Origin of the sequence: Eubacterium sp. BIOML-A2, assembly GCF_009680135.1 — a bacterium.
Classification (GTDB): Bacteria; Bacillota; Clostridia; order Lachnospirales; family Lachnospiraceae; genus Faecalicatena; species Faecalicatena contortus_B.
In genome coordinates, this window is sequence record NZ_WKZK01000003.1 from 45878 (window position 1) to 65885 (window position 20008).

At 48.4% G+C, this 20008-nt stretch carries 19 protein-coding genes; all 19 read left to right on the forward strand.

Annotated features, from left to right (window positions below):
• Position 1 precedes the first annotated feature (1 nt).
• A complete protein-coding gene (locus GKG43_RS01765; RefSeq protein ID WP_055153269.1) occupies positions 2 to 1918 on the forward strand; it encodes a YgiQ family radical SAM protein in 1917 nt (638 codons plus the stop codon).
• Between the two features lie 7 nt (positions 1919 to 1925).
• Entirely contained in the window at positions 1926 to 2702 is a 777-nt protein-coding gene (locus tag GKG43_RS01770; RefSeq protein ID WP_347561921.1) for an SDR family NAD(P)-dependent oxidoreductase, read from the forward strand.
• Between the two features lie 13 nt (positions 2703 to 2715).
• Positions 2716 to 3294, forward strand: coding sequence for a hypothetical protein (locus GKG43_RS01775; protein ID WP_055153226.1), 579 nt, complete (start codon positions 2716 to 2718; stop codon positions 3292 to 3294).
• Between the two features lie 15 nt (positions 3295 to 3309).
• A complete protein-coding gene (locus tag GKG43_RS01780; RefSeq protein ID WP_055153224.1) occupies positions 3310 to 4305 on the forward strand; it encodes an RluA family pseudouridine synthase in 996 nt (331 codons plus the stop codon).
• A complete protein-coding gene (locus GKG43_RS01785) occupies positions 4306 to 4839 on the forward strand; it encodes a Holliday junction resolvase RecU (protein WP_050642326.1) in 534 nt (177 codons plus the stop codon).
• Positions 4840 to 4914: 75 nt separating this feature from the next.
• Complete coding sequence (gene hisZ / locus GKG43_RS01790; RefSeq protein ID WP_050642325.1) at positions 4915 to 6165, forward strand: ATP phosphoribosyltransferase regulatory subunit; 1251 nt, start codon at positions 4915 to 4917, stop codon at positions 6163 to 6165.
• Between the two features lie 10 nt (positions 6166 to 6175).
• Entirely contained in the window at positions 6176 to 6820 is a 645-nt protein-coding gene (hisG, locus tag GKG43_RS01795) for an ATP phosphoribosyltransferase (protein ID WP_050642787.1), read from the forward strand.
• Positions 6821 to 6822: 2 nt separating this feature from the next.
• Positions 6823 to 8118: a histidinol dehydrogenase gene (hisD, locus tag GKG43_RS01800; RefSeq protein WP_055153222.1), complete on the forward strand. Its 1296-nt coding sequence runs from the start codon at positions 6823 to 6825 to the stop codon at positions 8116 to 8118.
• Between the two features lie 24 nt (positions 8119 to 8142).
• Positions 8143 to 8733 carry an imidazoleglycerol-phosphate dehydratase HisB gene (gene hisB / locus GKG43_RS01805; RefSeq protein WP_050642323.1) on the forward strand — a complete coding sequence of 197 codons (591 nt, stop codon included), beginning with the start codon at positions 8143 to 8145 and terminating at the stop codon, positions 8731 to 8733.
• Positions 8734 to 8747: 14 nt separating this feature from the next.
• Positions 8748 to 10031: a bifunctional phosphoribosyl-AMP cyclohydrolase/phosphoribosyl-ATP diphosphatase HisIE gene (gene hisIE / locus GKG43_RS01810; RefSeq protein ID WP_050642322.1), complete on the forward strand. Its 1284-nt coding sequence runs from the start codon at positions 8748 to 8750 to the stop codon at positions 10029 to 10031.
• Between the two features lie 142 nt (positions 10032 to 10173).
• Entirely contained in the window at positions 10174 to 10485 is a 312-nt protein-coding gene (locus tag GKG43_RS01815) for a hypothetical protein (RefSeq protein ID WP_050642321.1), read from the forward strand.
• Between the two features lie 107 nt (positions 10486 to 10592).
• Positions 10593 to 10928 (forward strand): hypothetical protein, encoded by a 336-nt coding sequence (locus GKG43_RS01820; protein ID WP_050642320.1) that lies wholly within the window; start codon positions 10593 to 10595, stop codon positions 10926 to 10928.
• On the forward strand, positions 10928 to 11263 hold the full coding sequence (locus GKG43_RS23045; protein WP_174518408.1) for a virulence associated protein D: 336 nt from the start codon (positions 10928 to 10930) through the stop codon (positions 11261 to 11263). The genes GKG43_RS01820 and GKG43_RS23045 overlap by 1 nt, the downstream gene beginning before the upstream one ends.
• Positions 11264 to 11440: 177 nt before the next feature.
• A complete protein-coding gene (locus GKG43_RS01830) occupies positions 11441 to 13351 on the forward strand; it encodes a MerR family transcriptional regulator (RefSeq protein WP_055153220.1) in 1911 nt (636 codons plus the stop codon).
• Positions 13352 to 13360: 9 nt separating this feature from the next.
• Positions 13361 to 14038, forward strand: coding sequence for an ABC transporter ATP-binding protein (locus tag GKG43_RS01835; RefSeq protein ID WP_050642318.1), 678 nt, complete (start codon positions 13361 to 13363; stop codon positions 14036 to 14038).
• A gap of 13 nt (positions 14039 to 14051) precedes the next feature.
• On the forward strand, positions 14052 to 15887 hold the full coding sequence (locus GKG43_RS01840) for an FtsX-like permease family protein (RefSeq protein ID WP_050642317.1): 1836 nt from the start codon (positions 14052 to 14054) through the stop codon (positions 15885 to 15887).
• Positions 15888 to 16124: 237 nt separating this feature from the next.
• Positions 16125 to 17990, forward strand: coding sequence for a TIGR03960 family B12-binding radical SAM protein (locus tag GKG43_RS01845; protein ID WP_055153267.1), 1866 nt, complete (start codon positions 16125 to 16127; stop codon positions 17988 to 17990).
• On the forward strand, positions 17974 to 18690 hold the full coding sequence (locus GKG43_RS01850; protein WP_055153216.1) for a TIGR03936 family radical SAM-associated protein: 717 nt from the start codon (positions 17974 to 17976) through the stop codon (positions 18688 to 18690). The genes GKG43_RS01845 and GKG43_RS01850 overlap by 17 nt, the downstream gene beginning before the upstream one ends.
• A complete protein-coding gene (locus GKG43_RS01855) occupies positions 18687 to 19880 on the forward strand; it encodes a ribonuclease E/G (RefSeq protein WP_050642315.1) in 1194 nt (397 codons plus the stop codon). Before GKG43_RS01850 ends, GKG43_RS01855 begins: the two co-directional genes overlap by 4 nt.
• The last annotated feature ends 128 nt before the right edge of the window (positions 19881 to 20008 follow it).

Below are 20008 nucleotides of genomic sequence, written 5' to 3' on the forward strand. Positions count from 1 at the left end.
GATGAATCAGGGTTTTTTACCGTTATGCAGAAAAGAGATGCTGGAAAGAGGATGGGACCGCGCGGACTTTGTCTATGTGACAGGGGATGCGTATGTGGACCACCCTTCTTTCGGGCCGGCTATTATCAGCCGCATGCTGGAGGCGCATGGCTACCGGGTGTGCCTGATCTCCCAGCCGGACTGGAAAGATCCGGGGAGCATTGCCGAGTATGGAGAGCCGAGGCTTGGGTTTCTGGTGTCAGCCGGCAATATGGACTCCATGGTCAACCATTACACCGTCTCCAAAAAGCGGCGCCGCCAGGATGCTTACACACCGGGCGGGGAGATGGGGAAACGGCCGGATTATGCGGCGGTCGTTTATGGCAACCTGATCCGCCGGACGTACAAGCATACGCCCGTTATTCTGGGAGGGATTGAAGCCAGCCTGCGGAGGCTGGGACATTATGATTACTGGTCCGGCAGGGTGAAACGCTCCGTCCTGCTGGACTCCGGTGCGGATATCATCTCATATGGAATGGGCGAGCGCTCGGTGTTAGAGATTGCAGAAGCCCTTGAGGCGGGAATTGCCGTATCTGACCTGACCTATGTGGACGGGACGGTGGTGAAGGTGAAAGACCCGGACTCCATCTACGATGCGGTTATGCTTCCTACCTTTCAGGAGATCTCGGAAAAGAAGGAGGTTTATGCCCGGAGCTTTTATATCCAGTATCAGAATACCGATCCATTTTCAGGAAAGCGGCTTGCCGAACCCTATGGAGATAAAATGTTTCTCGTGCAGAATCCGCCGGCAAAACCACTGAGTCAGACAGAGATGGATGATATCTACGCGCTGCCCTTTATGCGTACCTGGCATCCGGCCTATGAGAAAGCAGGAGGTGTGCCGGCCCTCTCGGAGATCAAATTCAGTCTGACCAGCAGCCGCGGCTGCTTTGGGGGATGCAGTTTCTGTGCCCTGACCTTCCATCAGGGACGGATTATCCAGGCCAGGAGCCATGAATCGCTGCTTGAGGAGGCCAAAATCCTCACAGAACAGCCGGATTTCAAGGGGTATATCCATGATGTAGGCGGTCCTACAGCGAATTTCAGGCAGCCGTCCTGCAGCAAGCAGCTGCAGTATGGAGTCTGCAGGGAAAGACAGTGCCTGTTTCCGCATCCCTGTAAGAATCTGCGGGCGGACCACAGGGATTATGTAGATCTTTTGAGAAAATTAAGAGAGATCCCCAGAGTAAAGAAAGTGTTCATACGGTCAGGCATCCGGTTTGATTATCTGCTTGCCGATCGGGACCGGACATTTTTAAGGGAACTCTGCGAACATCATGTGAGCGGACAGCTGAAAGTGGCTCCGGAGCATGTGGCGGATGAAGTGCTGGAAAAAATGGGAAAACCGGAACATAAGGTGTACGAGGAGTTCACCCGGATCTACGGGGACATGAACCAAAAGCTTGGAAAAAAGCAGTTTCTGGTTCCTTATTTGATGTCTTCCCATCCCGGCTCGGATATGAAGGCCGCCGTAGAGCTCGCCGAATACTGCCGGGATCTGGGGTATATGCCGGAACAGGTCCAGGATTTTTATCCCACACCGTCCACGATATCCACCTGTATGTATTATACCGGACTGGACCCGCGGACGATGAAGCCTGTATACGTGCCGAAAAATTCCCATGAGAAAGCGCTTCAGCGGGCGCTGATCCAATACCGCAATCCGGAAAACTACGACCTCGTTATGGAGGCGCTGAAAAAGGCAGGCAGGATGGATCTGGTCGGTTTTGGGGAAAAATGCCTGATCCGGCCGCGCAGATTTGCGAAAGAAAGGGCTTTTGCCGGGGAGAATGGCAGAAAAAAGACAGAGATCAAGAAAAAAGCATCGGTTAAGAAAAAAGCAATCAGAAATGTTCATAAAAAGAAAAAAATAGAATAAAAAGAAGGTGTGTAGATTGAGAATTGCAATAGTAAGCGGCGCCTCATCGGGAATGGGCCGGGAATTTGTGAAACAGCTGCCCTGGTTCTACCGGGAGCTGGACGAGATCTGGATCACTGCCAGAAGGAAGGGAAGACTTATTTCTCTGGCAAAGACAAGCAGAATTCCATGCAGGATTTTCGAGGGAAACCTGCTCGAAGACAAGGTTTACAGTGAGATACTGGATGCACTTGAGAAAGAAAAACCGGATGTGCGAATGCTGGTGAATGCCGCAGGTTTCGGCAAAATGGGAACGGCTGAAGAGATCGCCGAAAGAGAGCCTGAGGCACAGCAAGAGATGATTGATCTGAACTGCCGTGCACTCACCCGTCTTACCATGACCTGCCTGCCGTTCCTTACACGGGGAAGCCGGATTGTGAATCTGGCGTCCGCAGCTGCCTTTTGCCCGCAGCCCTATTTTGCGGTCTACGCGGCGACGAAGTCCTATGTACTCAGTTTCTCACAGGCATTGGGTGCAGAGCTTTTAAAGGACGGCATCTATGTGACCGCAGTCTGCCCCGGGCCAGTGGACACGGAATTTTTTGACGTATCCGGCAGGCTTCCGCATAAATGGAAGGACGCGGTTATGGCTGCCCCGGCAAAGGTGGTGCATCAGGCGCTGATCGATTCCAGGAGGAAAAAGCCGGTATCTGTCTATGGAATGGCGATGAAAGCAGCGGATCTGGGAGCAAAGCTTCTGCCGCACAATATGATTATAAAATTAGAGAGCATGGGAAAAGACTAAGGAGAACTACAATATGACTAAGGTGATAAAAGGAGAGCCGGGATATCTGGATTATAAGAAAAAAGCAGAGATTATCCGGACCGTGATTTATTTTGCACTGGTGGCTGCTATTTTCATTTTGGGTTACAGCCAGGCGCATACGAGACTGAATCTGATGACCGTTGTCGCTGTATTGGGGTGCCTCCCGGCGTCCAAGGCGCTGGTGGGTGTCATTACCCGATTTCCCTATCCGTCTATTGCAGTCATCCGTGCAGATGAGATTAAGGCAAAGACCGGCAACATAACGGCAGTCTATGACATGATCATTACAAGCCGGGAAAAAGTGATGCCGGTGGACTGCATTGTGATTTCCGGAAATACGATCTTCGGATATACGAACAGCGAAAAAGTGGATGTAAAATACGCAGCGACTCATATAAAAAGCATCCTGAACCAGAATCATTTTCCGGATGTCTCGGTGAAAATCCTGAATAATTATACCGCTTTTCTGGCAAGGGCTGAAGGTCTCAATTCGATAGCCGCTGTGGAAAAAGGGGATACAAAAGAGATGGAAAGACAGATCAAACAGGTAATATTGAATATATCCATGTAGAAAGGACTCAGTTTTATGCAGCAGATAACAGTCGGTGACAATGAAGCGGGACAGAGGCTGGATAAGCTTCTGGCCAAGTATCTCAGGGAGGCCCCGAAAAGCTTTTTATATAAGATGCTGCGGAAAAAGAATATTACTCTGAACGGGAAAAAAGCTTCCGGCAGTGAGAAGCTTTTCAAAGGCGACGAGATCAAATTGTTTCTTGCAGATGAGACCATTGCCAAATTTGCCGGGGATGCAGGGCTTCCTGCAGAGAGACACATGAATAAAGAATCCAGCCATGCTGTGCGTCTGGATATCCTCTATGAGGACAGCAATATCCTGCTGATTAATAAACCCGCCGGAATGCTTTCACAGAAGGCTCAGGACACGGATGTCTCACTGGTGGAGTATCTGCATGACTATCTGCTGCAGAGCGGGGCTTTGACAGGGGATGAGATGCGAACATTCCGCCCCTCTGTCTGTAACCGGCTTGACCGGAACACGAGCGGCATAGTAGCCGCCGGGAAAAGCCTGCAGGGCCTGCAGGAGCTGAGCCGCCTTTTTAAGGACCGGACACTGGGCAAATATTATCTCTGCCTTGTACAAGGGGAAGTGAAAGAGCGCTCCCGGATCTGCGGTTTTCTGAAAAAAGACGAAAAAAGCAATCAGGTCCGCATAACAGACTCGCCTGAAGCAGGAAGCGCGGCAATTGAGACAGAATTCTGCCCCCTCAAATCTAAGGGCGGCGTGACGCTGCTGGAGGTACACCTGATTACCGGGAAGACCCACCAGATCCGCGCTCATCTTGCTTCTGCCGGGTATCCGATCCTGGGAGACTACAAGTATGGCGGCAGAAAGCTGGGTGACAGGTACAAAAATGCATACGGGCTGAACCACCAGCTGCTCCACGCATACAGGATCACATTTCCGGCACTGGAAGGGCCGCTAAGCGTTCTGTCGGGAAAGGAATTTCGGGCCCCGCTTCCCGGAGAGTTTCAAAAAATAGCAAAGGATAAGGGTGTTTTATAGATGGCTACCTGGAATTCAAGGGGGCTTCGCGGCTCCACACTGGAGGATCTGGTGAACCGCACCAACGAACGGTATGAGGAGATGGGGCTTGCGCTGATCCAGAAGATACCGACCCCCATCACTCCGGTAAGGATAGACAAAGAGCATCGCCACATTACGCTGGCATATTTTGAAAAGATCAGTACAGTCGATTATATCGGGGCTGTGCAGGGAATTCCGGTCTGCTTCGATGCAAAGGAGTGTGCTGCGGATACTTTCCCGCTGCAGAATGTGCATGAACATCAGATGAATTTTATGGAAAAGTTTGAGAAGCAGGGAGGTATCTCCTTTTTGATTATATATTACAGCAGTTACCATGAACTCTACTATATGCGTTTTAAAGAGATAAAGCGATACTGGCAGCGCGCCGCAGAGGGCGGGCGGAAGAGCTTTCGTTATGAGGAACTGGATCCGGCTTACTTCATGGAACTGAAAAATAATTGTTTCGTCCCGTACCTGGATTACATACAAAAGGATTTGGATACCAGGGATTGACAATCAGGGAGAAACTGCGTATAATTTACAGGGTGATTTAACGAATTAGCACGATAAAGTGAGAGGGCAGGAAATATGGAACAGAAATTACATACACCTGAAGGCGTCAGGGATATTTATAATACAGAATGCAGGAAGAAGCTCAGAACACAGGAAAAGCTCCATGATGTCCTGCACGCATACGGATATCAGGACATTCAGACACCGACTTTCGAATACTTCGATGTGTTTCGAAAAGAGATCGGAACGATATCTTCGAGAGAACTCTATAAATTTTTTGACAGGGACGGCAATACACTGGCACTGCGCCCGGACATCACGCCGTCCATAGCCCGGGCGGCAGCAACACTGTTCGAGACGGAAGAATACCCCGTCCGGCTCTGCTATATGGGCAATACATTTATCAACCATTCCAGCTATCAGGGCCGGCTGAAGGAAAATACCCAGATGGGGGCGGAGCTGATCGGCATGGATTCCATCGAGGCGGATGCAGAGATGCTTGCCATGGTTGTAGACGGGCTGAAAAAGGTAGGGCTTAAGGAATTTCAGGTCAATATCGGCCATGTGGACTTCATACAGAGCCTGATGGATGCTACAGGACTGGAAGAGGAACAAAAGTCAGAGATTCACGACCTGATCATAAACAGAAATTATTTTGGAGTGGAAGAGATCCTGGACAACCAGGATGCAGCGGACAACATTAAGGCTGCATTCCAGGTGCTTTCTGAGCTGATGGGCGGTGTAGAGATTCTGGACCAGGCTATGGAGATAGCGCCGAACATCAGCGCAAAGCTTGCCGTATCCTATCTCCAGCAGTTATATAAGCTGCTGACCCTTTACGGTGTGGAGGACCACATCACATTTGACCTGAGCATGAGCGGGAGCTACGGGTATTATACCGGAGTTGTTTTCCGTGCATATACATACGGTACCGGCGATGCCATTGTGAGAGGCGGACGCTATGATAACCTTCTGGGAAAATTCGGAGAGAATACGCCGTCGATCGGCTTTGCGATCATCATAGATGAGCTGATGAGCGCCCTGAGCCGCCAGAAGATCCCGGTGGAAACCAGGGAGATGAACATGATTGTTTACACGGAGGCTACGCAGAAGTGGGCTATTTCGCTTGCAAAGAACTTCCGTTCCAAGGGCAAGTGCGTGGAGATACACAAGCGGGATAAGCAGGAAAGCAGGGAAGCCTATGAAGCATATGGAAAACGGACACAGGCCGTGAGTATGCTGTATCTGAACGAGGATCTGACGATTGAGATGGTGAATCTGCGTACAGGGGACGAGAAGCTGATAAATGCAAGGAAAAAGAGATAGAGGAGCAGACATGAGATATTTAACTTTTGCCCTTACAAAAGGGCGTTTGGCCAATAAAACGCTGGAAATGCTGGAAATGCTGGGAATTACATGCGAGGAGATGAAGGATAAAAGCTCCAGGAAGCTGATCTTTGTCAATGAGGAGCTGAAGCTGAAGTTTTTCCTGGCAAAGGGCCCCGATGTCCCCACCTATGTAGAGTATGGGGCGGCCGATATCGGTGTGGTCGGCAAGGATACGATCGTGGAGGAAGGACGCAAGGTGCACGAGGTACTGGATCTGGGATTCGGCAAGTGCAGAATGTGCGTATGCGGGCTTGAGGAGGCCAGGGAACTGCTCCGGCATCATGAGCTGATCCGCGTGGCAACCAAGTACCCTAATATTGCAAAAGATTATTTTTATAATAAAAAACATCAGACAGTTGAGATCATAAAAATGAATGGTTCTATCGAGCTGGCGCCTATTGTAGGGCTGTCAGAAGTGATTGTGGATATCGTGGAGACTGGATCTACTCTGAAAGAGAACGGACTGGTGGTATTGGAGGAAGTGTGTCCTCTTTCTGCCAGGATGATCGTAAATCCGGTCAGTATGCGCATGGAAAATGACAGGATTAAGGAGCTGATCGTGAATCTGAGAAAGCTCTTACAGGAGGGATAAAAATGCGAATTGAAAAATTAGATGAAAGTACGAAAAAAAATCTGCTGGAAGACCTTTTAAAACGCAGCCCCAATAACTACGGAAAGTATGAGTCCAGCGTCCGCGAGATACTGGATGCGGTGAAAGAAAAAGGGGACGAAGCAGTCTTTTCCTATACAAAGAAGTTTGACGGAGCAGAAATCCATGCGCAGAATGTGCTCGTCACAGAGGCGGAGGTAGCGGAAGCCTATGCCCAGGTGGATGCCTCTTTGCTTGAGATCATACGTAAATCTTTGAAAAATATCGAGTCCTACCATGCAAAGCAGATGCAGTACAGCTGGTTTGACAGCAAGCCTGACGGGACGATGCTCGGACAGAAGGTGACCGCTCTCCGGAGAGTAGGGGTATATGTTCCGGGCGGGACGGCTGTGTATCCGTCCTCGGTACTGATGAATATCATGCCGGCCAAGGTGGCGGGCGTGGATGAAATTATCATGGCCACCCCTCCGGGAAAAGACGGCAGGGTGAATCCGACCACCCTGGTTGCCGCCAAAGAGGCGGGAGCAGACGCCGTATATAAGGTGGGAGGAGCCCAGGCGATTGCGGCACTGGCCTATGGGACGGAAAGCATTCCCAAAGTGGACAAGATTGTAGGCCCGGGAAATATATACGTAGCCCTGGCCAAAAAGGCCGTCTACGGATATGTAAGTATTGATTCCATTGCAGGCCCCAGTGAGATTCTTGTTCTGGCGGACGAGACGGCCAACCCGAGATATGTGGCTGCAGACCTGCTCTCCCAGGCGGAGCATGACGAGCTTGCATCGGCCATTCTGGTGACAACCAGCAGAGAACTGGCAGAAAACGTCTCTTTACAGATCGATGGGTTTGTGAGAGAATTGTCCAGGAGAGAGATCATACAGAAATCTCTCGATAATTATGGGCATATCCTGGTGGCGGAGACGATGGAAGATGCGATAGATGCGGCAAATGAGATCGCTTCAGAACATCTGGAGATCGTGACCGCAGACCCCTTTAACGTGATGACGAAGATCCGCAATGCGGGCGCTATTTTTATAGGAGAATACAGCAGCGAACCCCTGGGAGATTATTTTGCAGGGCCGAACCATGTCCTGCCGACAAACGGTACGGCCAAGTTCTTTTCCCCTCTGTCCGTGGATGATTTTCTGAAGAAATCGAGCATCATTTCTTATTCAAAGGAAGCTTTGGAGGCGGTACACCTGGATGTCGAACGTTTTGCGGAGGCGGAACAGCTGACTGCGCATGCGAATTCGATAAAGGTACGTTTTGAAGAATCATAAACAGGATGAAAATGGGAGGGATGTATGATGGACAGGACAGGCAGCTGCATGAGAAAAACAAAGGAAACAGAGATTAACCTGACAATTTGTCTGGACGGAAAAGGGCGCAACAGCATTGATACGGGAATTGCCTTTTTTGACCATATGCTGGACGGTTTTGCGAGACACGGCCTGTTTGACCTGGAAGTAGAGGTTAAGGGGGATCTGGAAGTGGACTGTCATCATACGGTGGAGGACACCGGTATCGTGCTGGGACAGGCAATCGCCAAGGCCCTTGGAGATAAAGCGGGAATCAAGCGCTACGGCAGTTTTATGCTTCCCATGGATGAGACGCTTGCTTTGTGTGCGGTGGATCTTTCAGGACGCCCATATCTGAACTACCAGGCCGGATTTACGGTGGAGAAGATCGGCGGGCTGGATACGGAAATGGTGAAGGAGTTTTTTTATGCGGTTTCATACAGTGCAGCAATGAACCTGCATCTGAAAATTCTGGACGGAGGCAACAACCATCATATGGCGGAGGCCCTGTTCAAAGCGTTTGGTAAAGCACTGGATGCGGCTACCATGGAAGAGCCGAGAATGAAAGAGGTTTGGTCTACAAAGGGCAGCCTGTAAAGGAGAGTGGATAAATGAGTTATAAGAGATTGACCCCCTGTATATTTATTGACGGAGGGAAAGCTGTAAAATGGTTTGATGATAGAGAAGTGATCGCGGACGATGTGGTGTCCCTTGCAAGGCATTACGGGGATATGGGGGCGGATGAGCTGATCATATTTGATCTGTCCAATTCCGATGAGGAGCACGAGGAATCCATTGACCTGATGAAAAGGATTAACCGCGTCATCAGCATTCCGATGGTGGCCGGCGGCAATATCCGCAGACAGGAGGATGTAAAGAAGATTCTCTATGCGGGTGCAAAACGCGCCATGCTGAACTTTTCCAAGCACCTTTCCATTGACCTGATTGAGGACGTATCCAAACGATTCGGCAAAGAAAGAATCGCGGTGTCCCTGAATGATTTTGACGCCCTGTTCAAACAGCAGCATCTGATCGAAGAGTACAGTACGGAGATCATTTTCATGCACAGGCTGGACCTGAATTCGGTTATGAATGTGACGCAGATTCCGTGTGTTGTCGTAACGGATACGATGGAACAGGACGAGATCCTTAAAATATTGAAGTGCGACGGCGTGAAAGGGGTATCGGGACTGTTTATCAGTCAGGATGATATGGATTTTAATGCCTTTAAAAATGTCTGTGCTGCCGAAGGGATCCGGATGACGTCTTTTGAAAGCATGATGGATTTTTCCGAGTTTAAACTGAATTCAGACGGGCTGCTGCCTGTCATTGTGCAGGATTATAAAACGAATGAGGTCCTGATGATGGCGTATATGGATGAAGAGGCCTTTGACCATACGGTCAAGTCCGGCAGGATGACATATTTTAGCAGAAGCAGGAAAAAACAGTGGGTAAAGGGCGAGACATCCGGCCATTACCAGTATGTAAAGACGATGACGATTGACTGTGATAAGGACACACTGCTTGCCAAGGTAGAACAGGTCGGAGCGGCCTGCCATACCGGAAACAGCACCTGTTTCTTCCAGCCGATTGTAGGCAGTGATTACGACGGGAAGAACCCGCTTCAGGTATTTGAATCCGTCTATTCAACAATTATGGACAGAAAAGAGAATCCGAAAGAAGGTTCTTATACCAATTATCTTTTCGATAAGGGGATTGATAAGATCCTGAAAAAGATTGGAGAAGAAGCGACAGAGCTTGTGATTGCGGCTAAGAATCCAAATCCCGAGGAGATCAAATACGAAATGTCTGATTTTCTGTACCATGCGATGGTCCTTATGGTGGAACGGGGAATTACCTGGGATGATATAACAAACGAGCTTGCGGACAGATAACGTGATTTGTTCTATAGCACTCCGGGACAGAGAGTTCTAACTGTTTTTGGCAGGGCATATGATATGGTAGACATATCATATGCCCTTTTCTGTACGCCCAAAGGGCAGCTTAACAGGAAATCCAAAAGGAGGTACATAGATTATGAATGAATCAGAAGAAAGACGCCGCCAGCTTCTAAGGCAGACCAGAAGGCTTTACAATGAGGACAGCTTTATTCCCGCTGTGCACCCCAGGTATGGACATATTTACCATGACCTGTATGACGATGCAGAAGAAAGGCCTAAAAGCAGCTTTTTCTTCCGTCTGACGCTGGGCGTCTTATGCTTTGTTTGTTATGTCTGGATCGATTACGGCAAAGTGAATGTAGCAAATGTAAGCAGCGATAAAATCGTAAACCAGATCGAAAAGCAGATGGATCTCAAAGATATTCAGGCAGTGTGGAAGAAGCTGTAGGGGACGTGAGCCATTAGAGCGTTAATTCAAAAATGCAGTGGAATTTTCTCTTCAAGTCGGATATAATGAGTATACCAAAGATTATTTAGAGGACAGAGGAGGCTGCTATGCTGAAATTAGAAATAAAAATGGATGAAAAAAAGATTGCTGCTGACCAGAAATATCAGGTGGAAAGTATTTATCAGGCAGTTGAGCAGGCGTTTTCCAGATATGGACTGAATAAGGCACAGCAACCAGATGGGACATTATGCTTTACCGGAAATGGGAATCCGAAAGATTATGGTGCTTTCGGATGTATTATTACATCTTTAAGAGAAAAAGTTTGGTTTATGGAATATGTAACAAAATGGGTCTGGTACAACAGCGATGATGGAGAAAATGAAGAAGATTTTGCCGTTGAGGATGTACTGTATCATTATACAAAGAGACTGAGTGTGGCATAATGGCAAGAAAAGAAGCAAAACACTTAAAGGCATTATATTTTGATCTGCGGGTTAATGATCTTAAAAAATATTTTTCAGCAAGCAACCCCAATGGTGCTTATACGAAGATACGAGATTACCTGGTAAAGAGAAACTTTTCCCATGAGCAATATTCAGGATATCATTCCAGATATAAGACAACGGATCTGGAAATTTTCGATTTGGTACGTGAGATGAGCAGGGAGCTTCCGTGGCTTGCTCTGTGCCTAAATCATTTTGAAGTAACCAATATCGGAGCTAATCACGATTTAATGATGTTGTTCGAAGAACCTGTATTGGAACCGGATATACTATAAGTATGTAATGAGAGAAATCAGGAGAATCGTCACTAAAACAAGTGGCGATTTTTAATTTGTTGAAATTTAGCGAAGAAAAGTTATAAAAGACTTGACTGTATACCTGCTATACACCCTAATATAGATACATAAAGATATTTCAGATTATAGAATGTAAGCAGATGAGGGGGTGGATTTTTGAATACGAAACAAGCGGAGGAACTGACCGGAATATCCAGACAGAATATTCGCTACTATGAGCGGCAGGGGCTGCTGGAACCTGCAAGGGAAACCGGCAATGCATACAGGGATTATTCGGAGGAAGATATACGGCGTCTGAAGCTGATTAAGATGCTGAGGATGCTGGATATGCCCCTGAAAGAGATCGAAAATATATTGAAGGAAGAGCTTCCCCTGAAGGAGGCTGTTGTACGCCAGCAGGAAAATCTGCTGAAGCAGCAGAAACAGCTGCAGGCGGCGATTGAAGTCTGCACGAGTATCCATAAGGATCAATCGGATCAGGTGGACGTGGATGCTTATCTTGAAAAAATGGAAACCATGTCCCGAAACGGAAGCGTATTCGCAAAGATTGCGGACGATTACAAGCGGGTGGCCATGGAAGAACAGCAGCGGAGATTTTCATTTAATGCAGATGAAGCCGTGAACACAGCAGGTATGTTTGAGGCTGTACTGCGTAAATATGCATCAGACCGCGGGATGAAGTTTCAGATGGTAAAATCCGGAATGTACCCTAAATTCACGCTGGACGGAACCGTCTATACGGCTGCCAGAGTGCTGGAGGACAGTGAGGAGACAAGGGAAGCGTCAACACGGATACTTTGTATAAGGGAAAATGAAGAGTCTATCAAGAAAGAAATCCCGGACAAGAGAAGGAGTTTTTATCAGGCAATACACACAATTCTGGTAAATATACGGCGTCACTACAAAAAAAGTATCCTCAATATCCTGATCAGCCTGCTGACGGTTATTGTAATGGCTCTTTATCTGGGCAATCTGACCAGTACAAAACAACAGCTCGATGAATTGCCGGAAAGGCTCCCTATATCGGTACAGATCTGGAATGTGAGCGGGGATTCCAATTCGGGCCTGTTCATACAGCCGCGGGTTCTCGATGCGGTTTACGGATCCTCATACACAAAAGAGATTGTGGAAGGGGCAAAGCTTTTGGGGCGCCTTCCGCAGGAGAATGCCGAAAACTTACAAGATTTCTGGGTTCAGGGATTGAACCGCCCGGAATGTATTGAGGGCCTGGAAGAGGAAGATGTCAAGTGGAGCAAAGGCTGGGATTGGGATACTTTTCAGAAAAGCCAGGATGTCTGTATCGTGAATCAATCATCCATAGATAAAGAACTTGGGAGCCGGCTCCCCCTTTCACTGCAGCACTACCAGCTGCTGCTTTCCGGAACAGGATTAGAAATAAAGGATCTCCGGCCGGTAAGTATGGAAGTCGTCGGAATCTGGGATTCCAGCGGAACCGATGAAGAGGTAACTGTGCCGGATATTTTATTCCCTCTGGATGCTGTAAAAGAGATTTATAAGCAGAGTGGCCAGACATATTTTGCCTCTTCCCTGTCCTTTCTGGTAAAAGATTCCATGAAGCTCAATGAATTAAAACAGGAATTAAAGGACGCCGGGCTTCAGACGGTGGTTCCGGGCTCGACTTTCTCTTATGCCGGGGCCGGGGTCAGGGTAGATGATGTGATCTTTATCCGGTCGGTCACTAGTCTGGAAAAAAGCCTGTCTCTGCTGCAGGGATTTCTGCCCTTTGTCCTTCTTGTAGTGATTATGGTGGGGTATATCGTATCCCACTTGCTGCTTCAGGGCAGACGGGAGGAGTACGCGATTATGCGGGCGCTTGGAACGAGCAGACGGCGGTGTACGGTACTGTTTTTTGTGGAACATATTCTGCTGGCTGCGGCAGGCGGCGCTGTGGGAGCAGCTGCAGGGTTGATATTGCGGTGGGCCGGCATGGGAGCAATTGCGCTTGTCTGGCTTGTGTTTTTGGTCTGCTATATACTGGGCGCGTCGGCTGCCATGTGGATGTTTGGAAGATTCAGCGTTGCAGCTGTGTTATCACACAGAGATTGAGAGGGAGATATGGAACGGATTAAAGTAGAAGATGTAAGTTATTCTTATCAGAATAAATTTCAGACAATTGAGGCGGTAAAACGGATATCCTGCACGTTTGAATCCGGTAACATGTATGCGGTTACAGGAGAATCAGGAAGCGGAAAAAGTACTTTTCTATCCCTGCTTGCCGGACTTGACCATCCCAGGGAAGGGAGAATCCTGGTGGACGGCGAAAATCTGGCGGAAATGGACCGGGATGCATACAGACGGAAGGAAGTGTCCGTGGTATATCAGGCCTTTCATTTATTTCCTCTGCTGACCGCCTGGGAGAATGTTATGTATCCGCTGGAGCTCCAGGGAATTCCACGCAAAACGGCAAAAGAGAAGGCGGCCCTGTGCCTGGAAGAAGTAGGTCTGGAAGAAAAGATCCTGAACCAATATCCGCGTATGATGAGCGGAGGGGAGCAGCAGAGAGTGGCAATTGCAAGAGCTATGGCTGCCGGAGGGAGAATTCTGCTGGCAGATGAGCCGACAGGGAATCTGGACACGGAAAATGAAGAGAATATAGTCGAATTACTGCTTAGACTGGCACATGAGAAAGAATATGTAGTTATTATAGTTACACACAATTCTCGGATTGCAGACCAGGCGGATATCCGTATGACCATGAAGGACGGGAAAATGATATCGGTAGAAAAACAGTGAGGTGGTGTATGGCATGACATTTTATTACAGCATGAAACAAATGCTCCGCAGTCCCCTGAAGAGTTTTCTGTTTTTTCTTCTGATTGGTGTTTCGGCATTTTTCCTGGCACTGGGCGGAAACCTCTGGAACATGAGCAGAACGGCAATTCAGGAATTCGAAAAAATATTTACCACCATAGGAACTGTGGAGCAGGAGACAAAGGATAACGGGGTTTATGGGATATGGGATGCGGAAATGAAAGAGTATCAGTACTTTAACGCAAGAACCGCGGGGGAGCGAATCAAAGAGGAGGTGCTGGACTTTGAAGGCGCGGGGTATGTACATAAGCCAAGGCAGCGCCCCTATTTTGGAGCATATGTAGAGGAGCTTTATCAGGGAGTGGGGCGCACCTGGCTGCTCACCGTGGAGGTAACCCCCCTGAAAACAGAAACAGCGGATCATTCCGTCAAGATGCGCATTGTTAAGGTGCTGGAAGGCGCTGTCAATGAGGGGGATTATATCTATGTCTGCGAACACCAGAATCCGGAACCCAGAACGTTCGAGGCGGGAAAGACTTATGTTATGCAGCTTAATCAGTACGGTTTTACCCACGGTGTGGAAACAGAAAACAGCGATAGCGGGGAGATGGAAATGGAATATGTTCCTACAAATGGTACCCTATCAACACAATACACTCTCGATGGAGAAAGGATCTATGATCCTATAAATGAATCAGACGAATTTGATGAGGTGACGGAAGGGTTCTATGAAACAGAACGCGGAAAGCGGTGGCTGCTGGCGGGAAATATGCAGGACTATTTGGATCATGTCGTACCGGTTCAGCCCACAGACAGCACAAAGCTGCTGATGCCGTTTTATCAGGATGAGGTCGTTATCTCCGAGGGAAGGGATATCACAGAAGAGGAATATCAGGACGGCGCAAAGGTCTGTCTGATTCCCAGTACGCTGGCGATGCTGCTTCAGAAGTCCGTGGGGGACAAACTAACCCTGCCTCTGTTTTATGCCAATTATCGGGATGCACCGGTGGACAACTTTTCAACAAAGGGCGGCGGGTATGGGTTTTCCTTTATTAATGCACAGGGCCAGCCCTATTCCATATTCAACGAGCAGGAATATGAGATTGCGGGCATTTATACAATCAAAGATTACGGTACCGGTTCCCTTGGAATCGGCATGTATGAAGTGGTCATTCCCTGGAACGCAGTTCCCGAGAATTCCTGGAAAGATAACATCGTAGCCTATGGACGCATGCAGGTTGGCAACACGTCTTTCCAAATTCCAAACGGAACAATACAGCAATATCAGGAGCTATGGGAAAAACAAGGGGTAAAAGATCTGAAGATCACCTTTTATGACAAAGGTTATACCCAGCTCCGGGAAGGGATTGAAAAGCGAAAGATGATGTCATGGATATTCCTGGTCAGCGGAGGCGTCATGGCACTCATGATTTTACTGTTCTTTTCAAGTATGTTCATAACGGGACAACAGGAGAGGATTGCCGTGGAGCGCCTGCTTGGAAGAACGAAGGGGCAGTGTTCCAGATCTATTCTGACCGGAATACTTGTACTTGCGGCGGTTGGCAGCATCCTGGGCAGCATAGCGGGATGGAAAGCTACAGGAGCAGCCGCCAAGAAGGCCGATGCGGCCACTGTATTCGATACGTCCTACAGCAATGTGACAACAAATGACACAGAGGCTGACATAGAGTGGGCAAGCCCCAGCATAGCATTGTCGGTTGGGACCGGGGGTGGTTTAATTCTGGCGGCGTTTATCATCTCGTCCTGCTATATGAAAGAAAACCTAAAAAAGGAGCCGCTGCAGCTTTTAGGGAAGATCGAAGATGTTTAATACGCTGAGTTGACGAGTTTCCATCTCGCCGGCAGATGAGTGTGCGAAAGAAAGGGGTAGCCGTTACAGAAGCTATCCCTTCTTTCGCGCACTCATCTGCATAAACTTAAAACATTCCGCATTTTGCTTGATGTTATGACAAAAAGCACTTATAATTAAACAGTGGTGCCCGGTGTTTCCGGACACCATCAGATCATTTGGGATCTAATAGCATGGATAAGAAGGATGTATATAATGATGAGAAAATTAGCGTTGAGCGATGAGATACTGCTGAACATCGAGAAACCCGCCCGTTACATCGGCAATGAGGTAAATGCGGTGAATAAAGACCCGGATCAGGTGGACATTCGGTTTGCCCTTTCGTTTCCCGATATCATGGAAATTGGCATGTCCCACCTGGGGATTCAGATTTTGTATGATATTTTTAACCGGCGTGAGGATGTATGGTGTGAAAGGGTATATTCTCCCTGGACCGACCTGGACAAGGTAATGAGGGAACAGAAGATCCCCCTGTTTGCCCTGGAATCACAGGATCTAGTCAAGAATTTTGACTTTCTGGGCATCACAATCCAGTATGAAATGTGCTACACGAACATACTGCAGATCCTGGATCTAAGCCAGATTCCGCTCCACAGTGCGGACCGTACCTGGGAGCATCCGATCGTAATCGGCGGCGGCCCCTGCACCTACAATCCGGAACCGCTGGCAGAGTTCTTTGATCTGTTTTATATAGGAGAGGGCGAGACGGTCTATGATGAACTGCTGGATCTCTACAAGACCTGCCGGGCCGGGAACAGCAGCCGTACAGAGTTTCTGAGAAGGGCGGCGGAGATTGAGGGGCTCTATGTTCCGATGTTCTACGAAGCGGATTATCATGATGATGGTACTCTGAAGTCCTTTACACCGACGGAGCCCGGGATTCCTGCCACGGTGAAAAAGCAGATCGTAATGGATGTCACGGAAGCGCCTTATCCGATGAAGCCAGTGGTGCCCTTTATCAAAGCAACGCAGGACCGGGTTGTGTTGGAAATCCAGAGGGGATGTATCCGCGGCTGCAGATTCTGCCAGGCAGGGATGCTGTACCGGCCTACCCGCGAGCGAAACGTGGAGACATTGAAGGAGTACGCCCGTGTTATGCTGAAGAATACGGGACACGAAGAGATCTCTCTGAGTTCTTTGAGTTCCAGTGACTATTCCGAACTGAAAGAACTGGTAGACTTTTTAATAGATGAATTTAAGGATAAAGGGATGAATATTACCCTGCCATCCCTTCGGATCGATGCATTTTCGCTGGATGTGATGCAGCGGGTGCAGGATGTCCGCAAGAGCAGCCTGACATTTGCCCCCGAAGCGGGTTCACAGCGGATGAGAAATGTAATAAATAAGGGCCTGACGGAGGAAATGATCCTGGAGGGGGCCGGACAGGCTTTCGAGGGAGGCTGGTCCAAGGTAAAACTGTACTTTATGCTGGGCCTTCCCACTGAGACGGAAGCAGATATGAAGGAGATCGCAAGGCTTTCAGATCGGATTGCGAGAAGATATTACGAGATCCCGAAAGAGGAGCGCCATGGCAAATGCCAGATAACGGCGAGCACTTCCTTTTTTGTACCTAAACCATTTACCCCATTCCAATGGGCGCCAATGTGTACCAGTGAGGAGTATATGCACAGGGCTTCGGTTGTGAAGCATGAATTTCAGGAGCAGTTAAACAGAAAAAGCATGAAATATAACTGGCATGATGCGGAAGTAACCGTTCTGGAGGGCGTGTTTGCCCGCGGCGACAGGAGAGTGGGAAAGGCCATTGAGGAGGCCTACAGACTGGGATGCCTTTTTGACGCTTGGACAGAAACATTCTGCAATGAAAAATGGATGCAGGCGTTTGAGAATACGGGCATTGATATTGCATTTTATACGACCCGGGAAAGAGAACTGGATGAATTGCTTCCGTGGGACTTCATTGATATCGGGGTCAGCAAAAGCTTTATGAAAAAAGAGTGGGAGCGGGCGCAGGAGGGCGTTGTCACACCAAACTGTAAGATGCAGTGCTCCGGATGCGGAGCGGCACAATTTGGAGGAGGTGTCTGCTATGAAGGTAAGAATTAAGTTCAGAAAATATGGTGCGCTGAGATTTATCGGGCACCTGGATGTGATGCGGTTTTTCCAGAAGGCCATGAGAAGGGCGGAGATCCCGATCGCCTTTACCGCCGGCTACAGTCCTCATATGATTATGTCTTTTGCAAATCCGCTGGGGATCGGACTTTCCAGTGACGGTGAATACTTTGATATTGAGCTGAGCGGCCCGATTTCCAGCAAAGAGGCCGTGAGACGGCTGAATGAGGCCATGGTGGAAGGGATGGAAGTCGTAAGCTTCCGTCAGATTGCGGAAGAAAAGAAGATGACTGGAATGGCGATCGTTGCGGCGGCGGATTACAGGACGACGGTGAAAAAGGATGTGTTTCCGGCAGATTGGCCGGAGAAGCTTGCGGCATTCATGGCGCAGCCCGAGATCCGGATTCTGAAAGAGACAAAACGCAGTGCGAATGAAGTGGATATCAAACCAATGATATACTGTCTGGAAGCGAAAGCGGACGCTGTCTGTATGCAGGTGGCCGCGGGGAGCGTCCAGAATCTGAAGCCCGGCCTTGTCATGGAGGCATTCTGTCATTTTATGGGGATCGATTTTGCCGAGAGCGATTATTCACATCACAGGCTTGAGATGTATGCGGATAGGGGCCAGGAAGGCAGACGGGAATTGGTAACATTGGAAGATTTGGGTAGCGAAATGGAGATGGAGACGGCATGACCTCAAGAAAAGTTCTTATGATGAAAGAGGCCCAAAAGGTCTGGATATTTCTTCTGGAGGACGATGAAATCGTAGAAATACACTGCGACAAGCCGGACAGCGGGGTAAGGCAGCATGTACTTGGCAATATCTATGTGGGCAGAGTGAAGAATATAGTGCCCAATATCGGAGCAGCATTTATCGAGATTGAGAGCGGCGTGGAATGTTATTATGACATGAGCCAGGCCGCTAATGCTCTGTTCACGCATAAAGCAGGCAGGAAGCCGCTCTGCATCGGGGATGAGCTGGTTGTTCAGATCAGCAAAGAGGCCGTTAAAACAAAGGCCCCGACGGTCAGCAGCAACTTAAGTTTTACGGGCAGGTATGCAATTCTGACAACAGGAAACACCAGAATCGGAACCTCCGGCAAGCTTCCCAAATCGCTGCGTGAGGAATTAAAAGAACGCCTTCTGCCCTATAAAAACGAGGAGTATGGCCTTATCATCCGTACGAATGCAGGCGATGCTGATTTTGACCAGATCCTGGGGGAGATTAAAAGCCTGGAACAAAGCTATACCGCTCTGAAGTCTGCGTCTCAGACGAGAACATGCTTTTCCTGTCTGCAGGAGGCGCCTCCCGCTTATATCTCTGACCTGAAAAATGTGTATACCGAAGGTTTAACGGAGATTGTGATTGAGGACGAAGAGCTTTACCGCCAGGTCAGGGAATATTATACAAGAGAACAGCCGGCAGAATTAGAGAAACTGAGGCTTTATCAGAGCAGCCAGCTCCCTCTCGGAAAGCTGTATCATACACAGACTGTACTGGAAAGGGCATTGAGCGAACGCGTATGGCTTAAGAATGGGGCCTATCTGGTGATACAGTATACGGAAGCGCTGACTGTGATTGATGTGAACTCGGGAAAATGTTCTGTAAAAAAGAATCCTTCTGAAACTTATTTGAAGATCAATCTCGAAGCAGCCAGGGAGGCAGCCAAACAGATGCGGCTTAGAAACCTTTCGGGAATCGTTATTGTGGATTTTATTAACCTGGACGATGCCGATGCAACCAGGGAACTGCTGAAAACATTCCGCCAATACCTCTCAAAAGACCCGATTCAATCAACACTTGTGGATGTGACCGCGCTGCAGCTTGTAGAGCTGACCCGCAAAAAAGTACGCAGACCTCTTCATGAGAGTTTAGCAGAATAATTTTTTTGGTTTTTATATTGTATAGTTGTATGCAATATAAACTTACTCAAAATGCAGTATGCAGTTCGAATGATTATGACAAGGAAAATATTGCATCCATGTATACAATATAAAATATTGGGTATTTC

What these genes read in the sequence shown, in the direction of transcription:
- GKG43_RS01765 (WP_055153269.1), top strand. Translation starts at nt 2, where the DNA reads ATGAATCAGGGTTTTTTACCGTTATGCAGAAAAGAGATGCTGGAAAGA.
- GKG43_RS01775 (WP_055153226.1), top strand. Translation starts at nt 2,716, where the DNA reads ATGACTAAGGTGATAAAAGGAGAGCCGGGATATCTGGATTATAAGAAA.
- GKG43_RS01780 (WP_055153224.1), top strand. Translation starts at nt 3,310, where the DNA reads ATGCAGCAGATAACAGTCGGTGACAATGAAGCGGGACAGAGGCTGGAT.
- GKG43_RS01785 (WP_050642326.1), top strand. Translation starts at nt 4,306, where the DNA reads ATGGCTACCTGGAATTCAAGGGGGCTTCGCGGCTCCACACTGGAGGAT.
- hisZ (WP_050642325.1), top strand. Translation starts at nt 4,915, where the DNA reads ATGGAACAGAAATTACATACACCTGAAGGCGTCAGGGATATTTATAAT.
- hisG (WP_050642787.1), top strand. Translation starts at nt 6,176, where the DNA reads ATGAGATATTTAACTTTTGCCCTTACAAAAGGGCGTTTGGCCAATAAA.
- hisD (WP_055153222.1), top strand. Translation starts at nt 6,823, where the DNA reads ATGCGAATTGAAAAATTAGATGAAAGTACGAAAAAAAATCTGCTGGAA.
- hisB (WP_050642323.1), top strand. Translation starts at nt 8,143, where the DNA reads ATGATGGACAGGACAGGCAGCTGCATGAGAAAAACAAAGGAAACAGAG.
- hisIE (WP_050642322.1), top strand. Translation starts at nt 8,748, where the DNA reads ATGAGTTATAAGAGATTGACCCCCTGTATATTTATTGACGGAGGGAAA.
- GKG43_RS01815 (WP_050642321.1), top strand. Translation starts at nt 10,174, where the DNA reads ATGAATGAATCAGAAGAAAGACGCCGCCAGCTTCTAAGGCAGACCAGA.
- GKG43_RS01820 (WP_050642320.1), top strand. Translation starts at nt 10,593, where the DNA reads ATGCTGAAATTAGAAATAAAAATGGATGAAAAAAAGATTGCTGCTGAC.
- GKG43_RS23045 (WP_174518408.1), top strand. Translation starts at nt 10,928, where the DNA reads ATGGCAAGAAAAGAAGCAAAACACTTAAAGGCATTATATTTTGATCTG.
- GKG43_RS01835 (WP_050642318.1), top strand. Translation starts at nt 13,361, where the DNA reads ATGGAACGGATTAAAGTAGAAGATGTAAGTTATTCTTATCAGAATAAA.
- GKG43_RS01840 (WP_050642317.1), top strand. Translation starts at nt 14,052, where the DNA reads ATGACATTTTATTACAGCATGAAACAAATGCTCCGCAGTCCCCTGAAG.
- GKG43_RS01845 (WP_055153267.1), top strand. Translation starts at nt 16,125, where the DNA reads ATGAGAAAATTAGCGTTGAGCGATGAGATACTGCTGAACATCGAGAAA.
- GKG43_RS01850 (WP_055153216.1), top strand. Translation starts at nt 17,974, where the DNA reads ATGAAGGTAAGAATTAAGTTCAGAAAATATGGTGCGCTGAGATTTATC.
- GKG43_RS01855 (WP_050642315.1), top strand. Translation starts at nt 18,687, where the DNA reads ATGACCTCAAGAAAAGTTCTTATGATGAAAGAGGCCCAAAAGGTCTGG.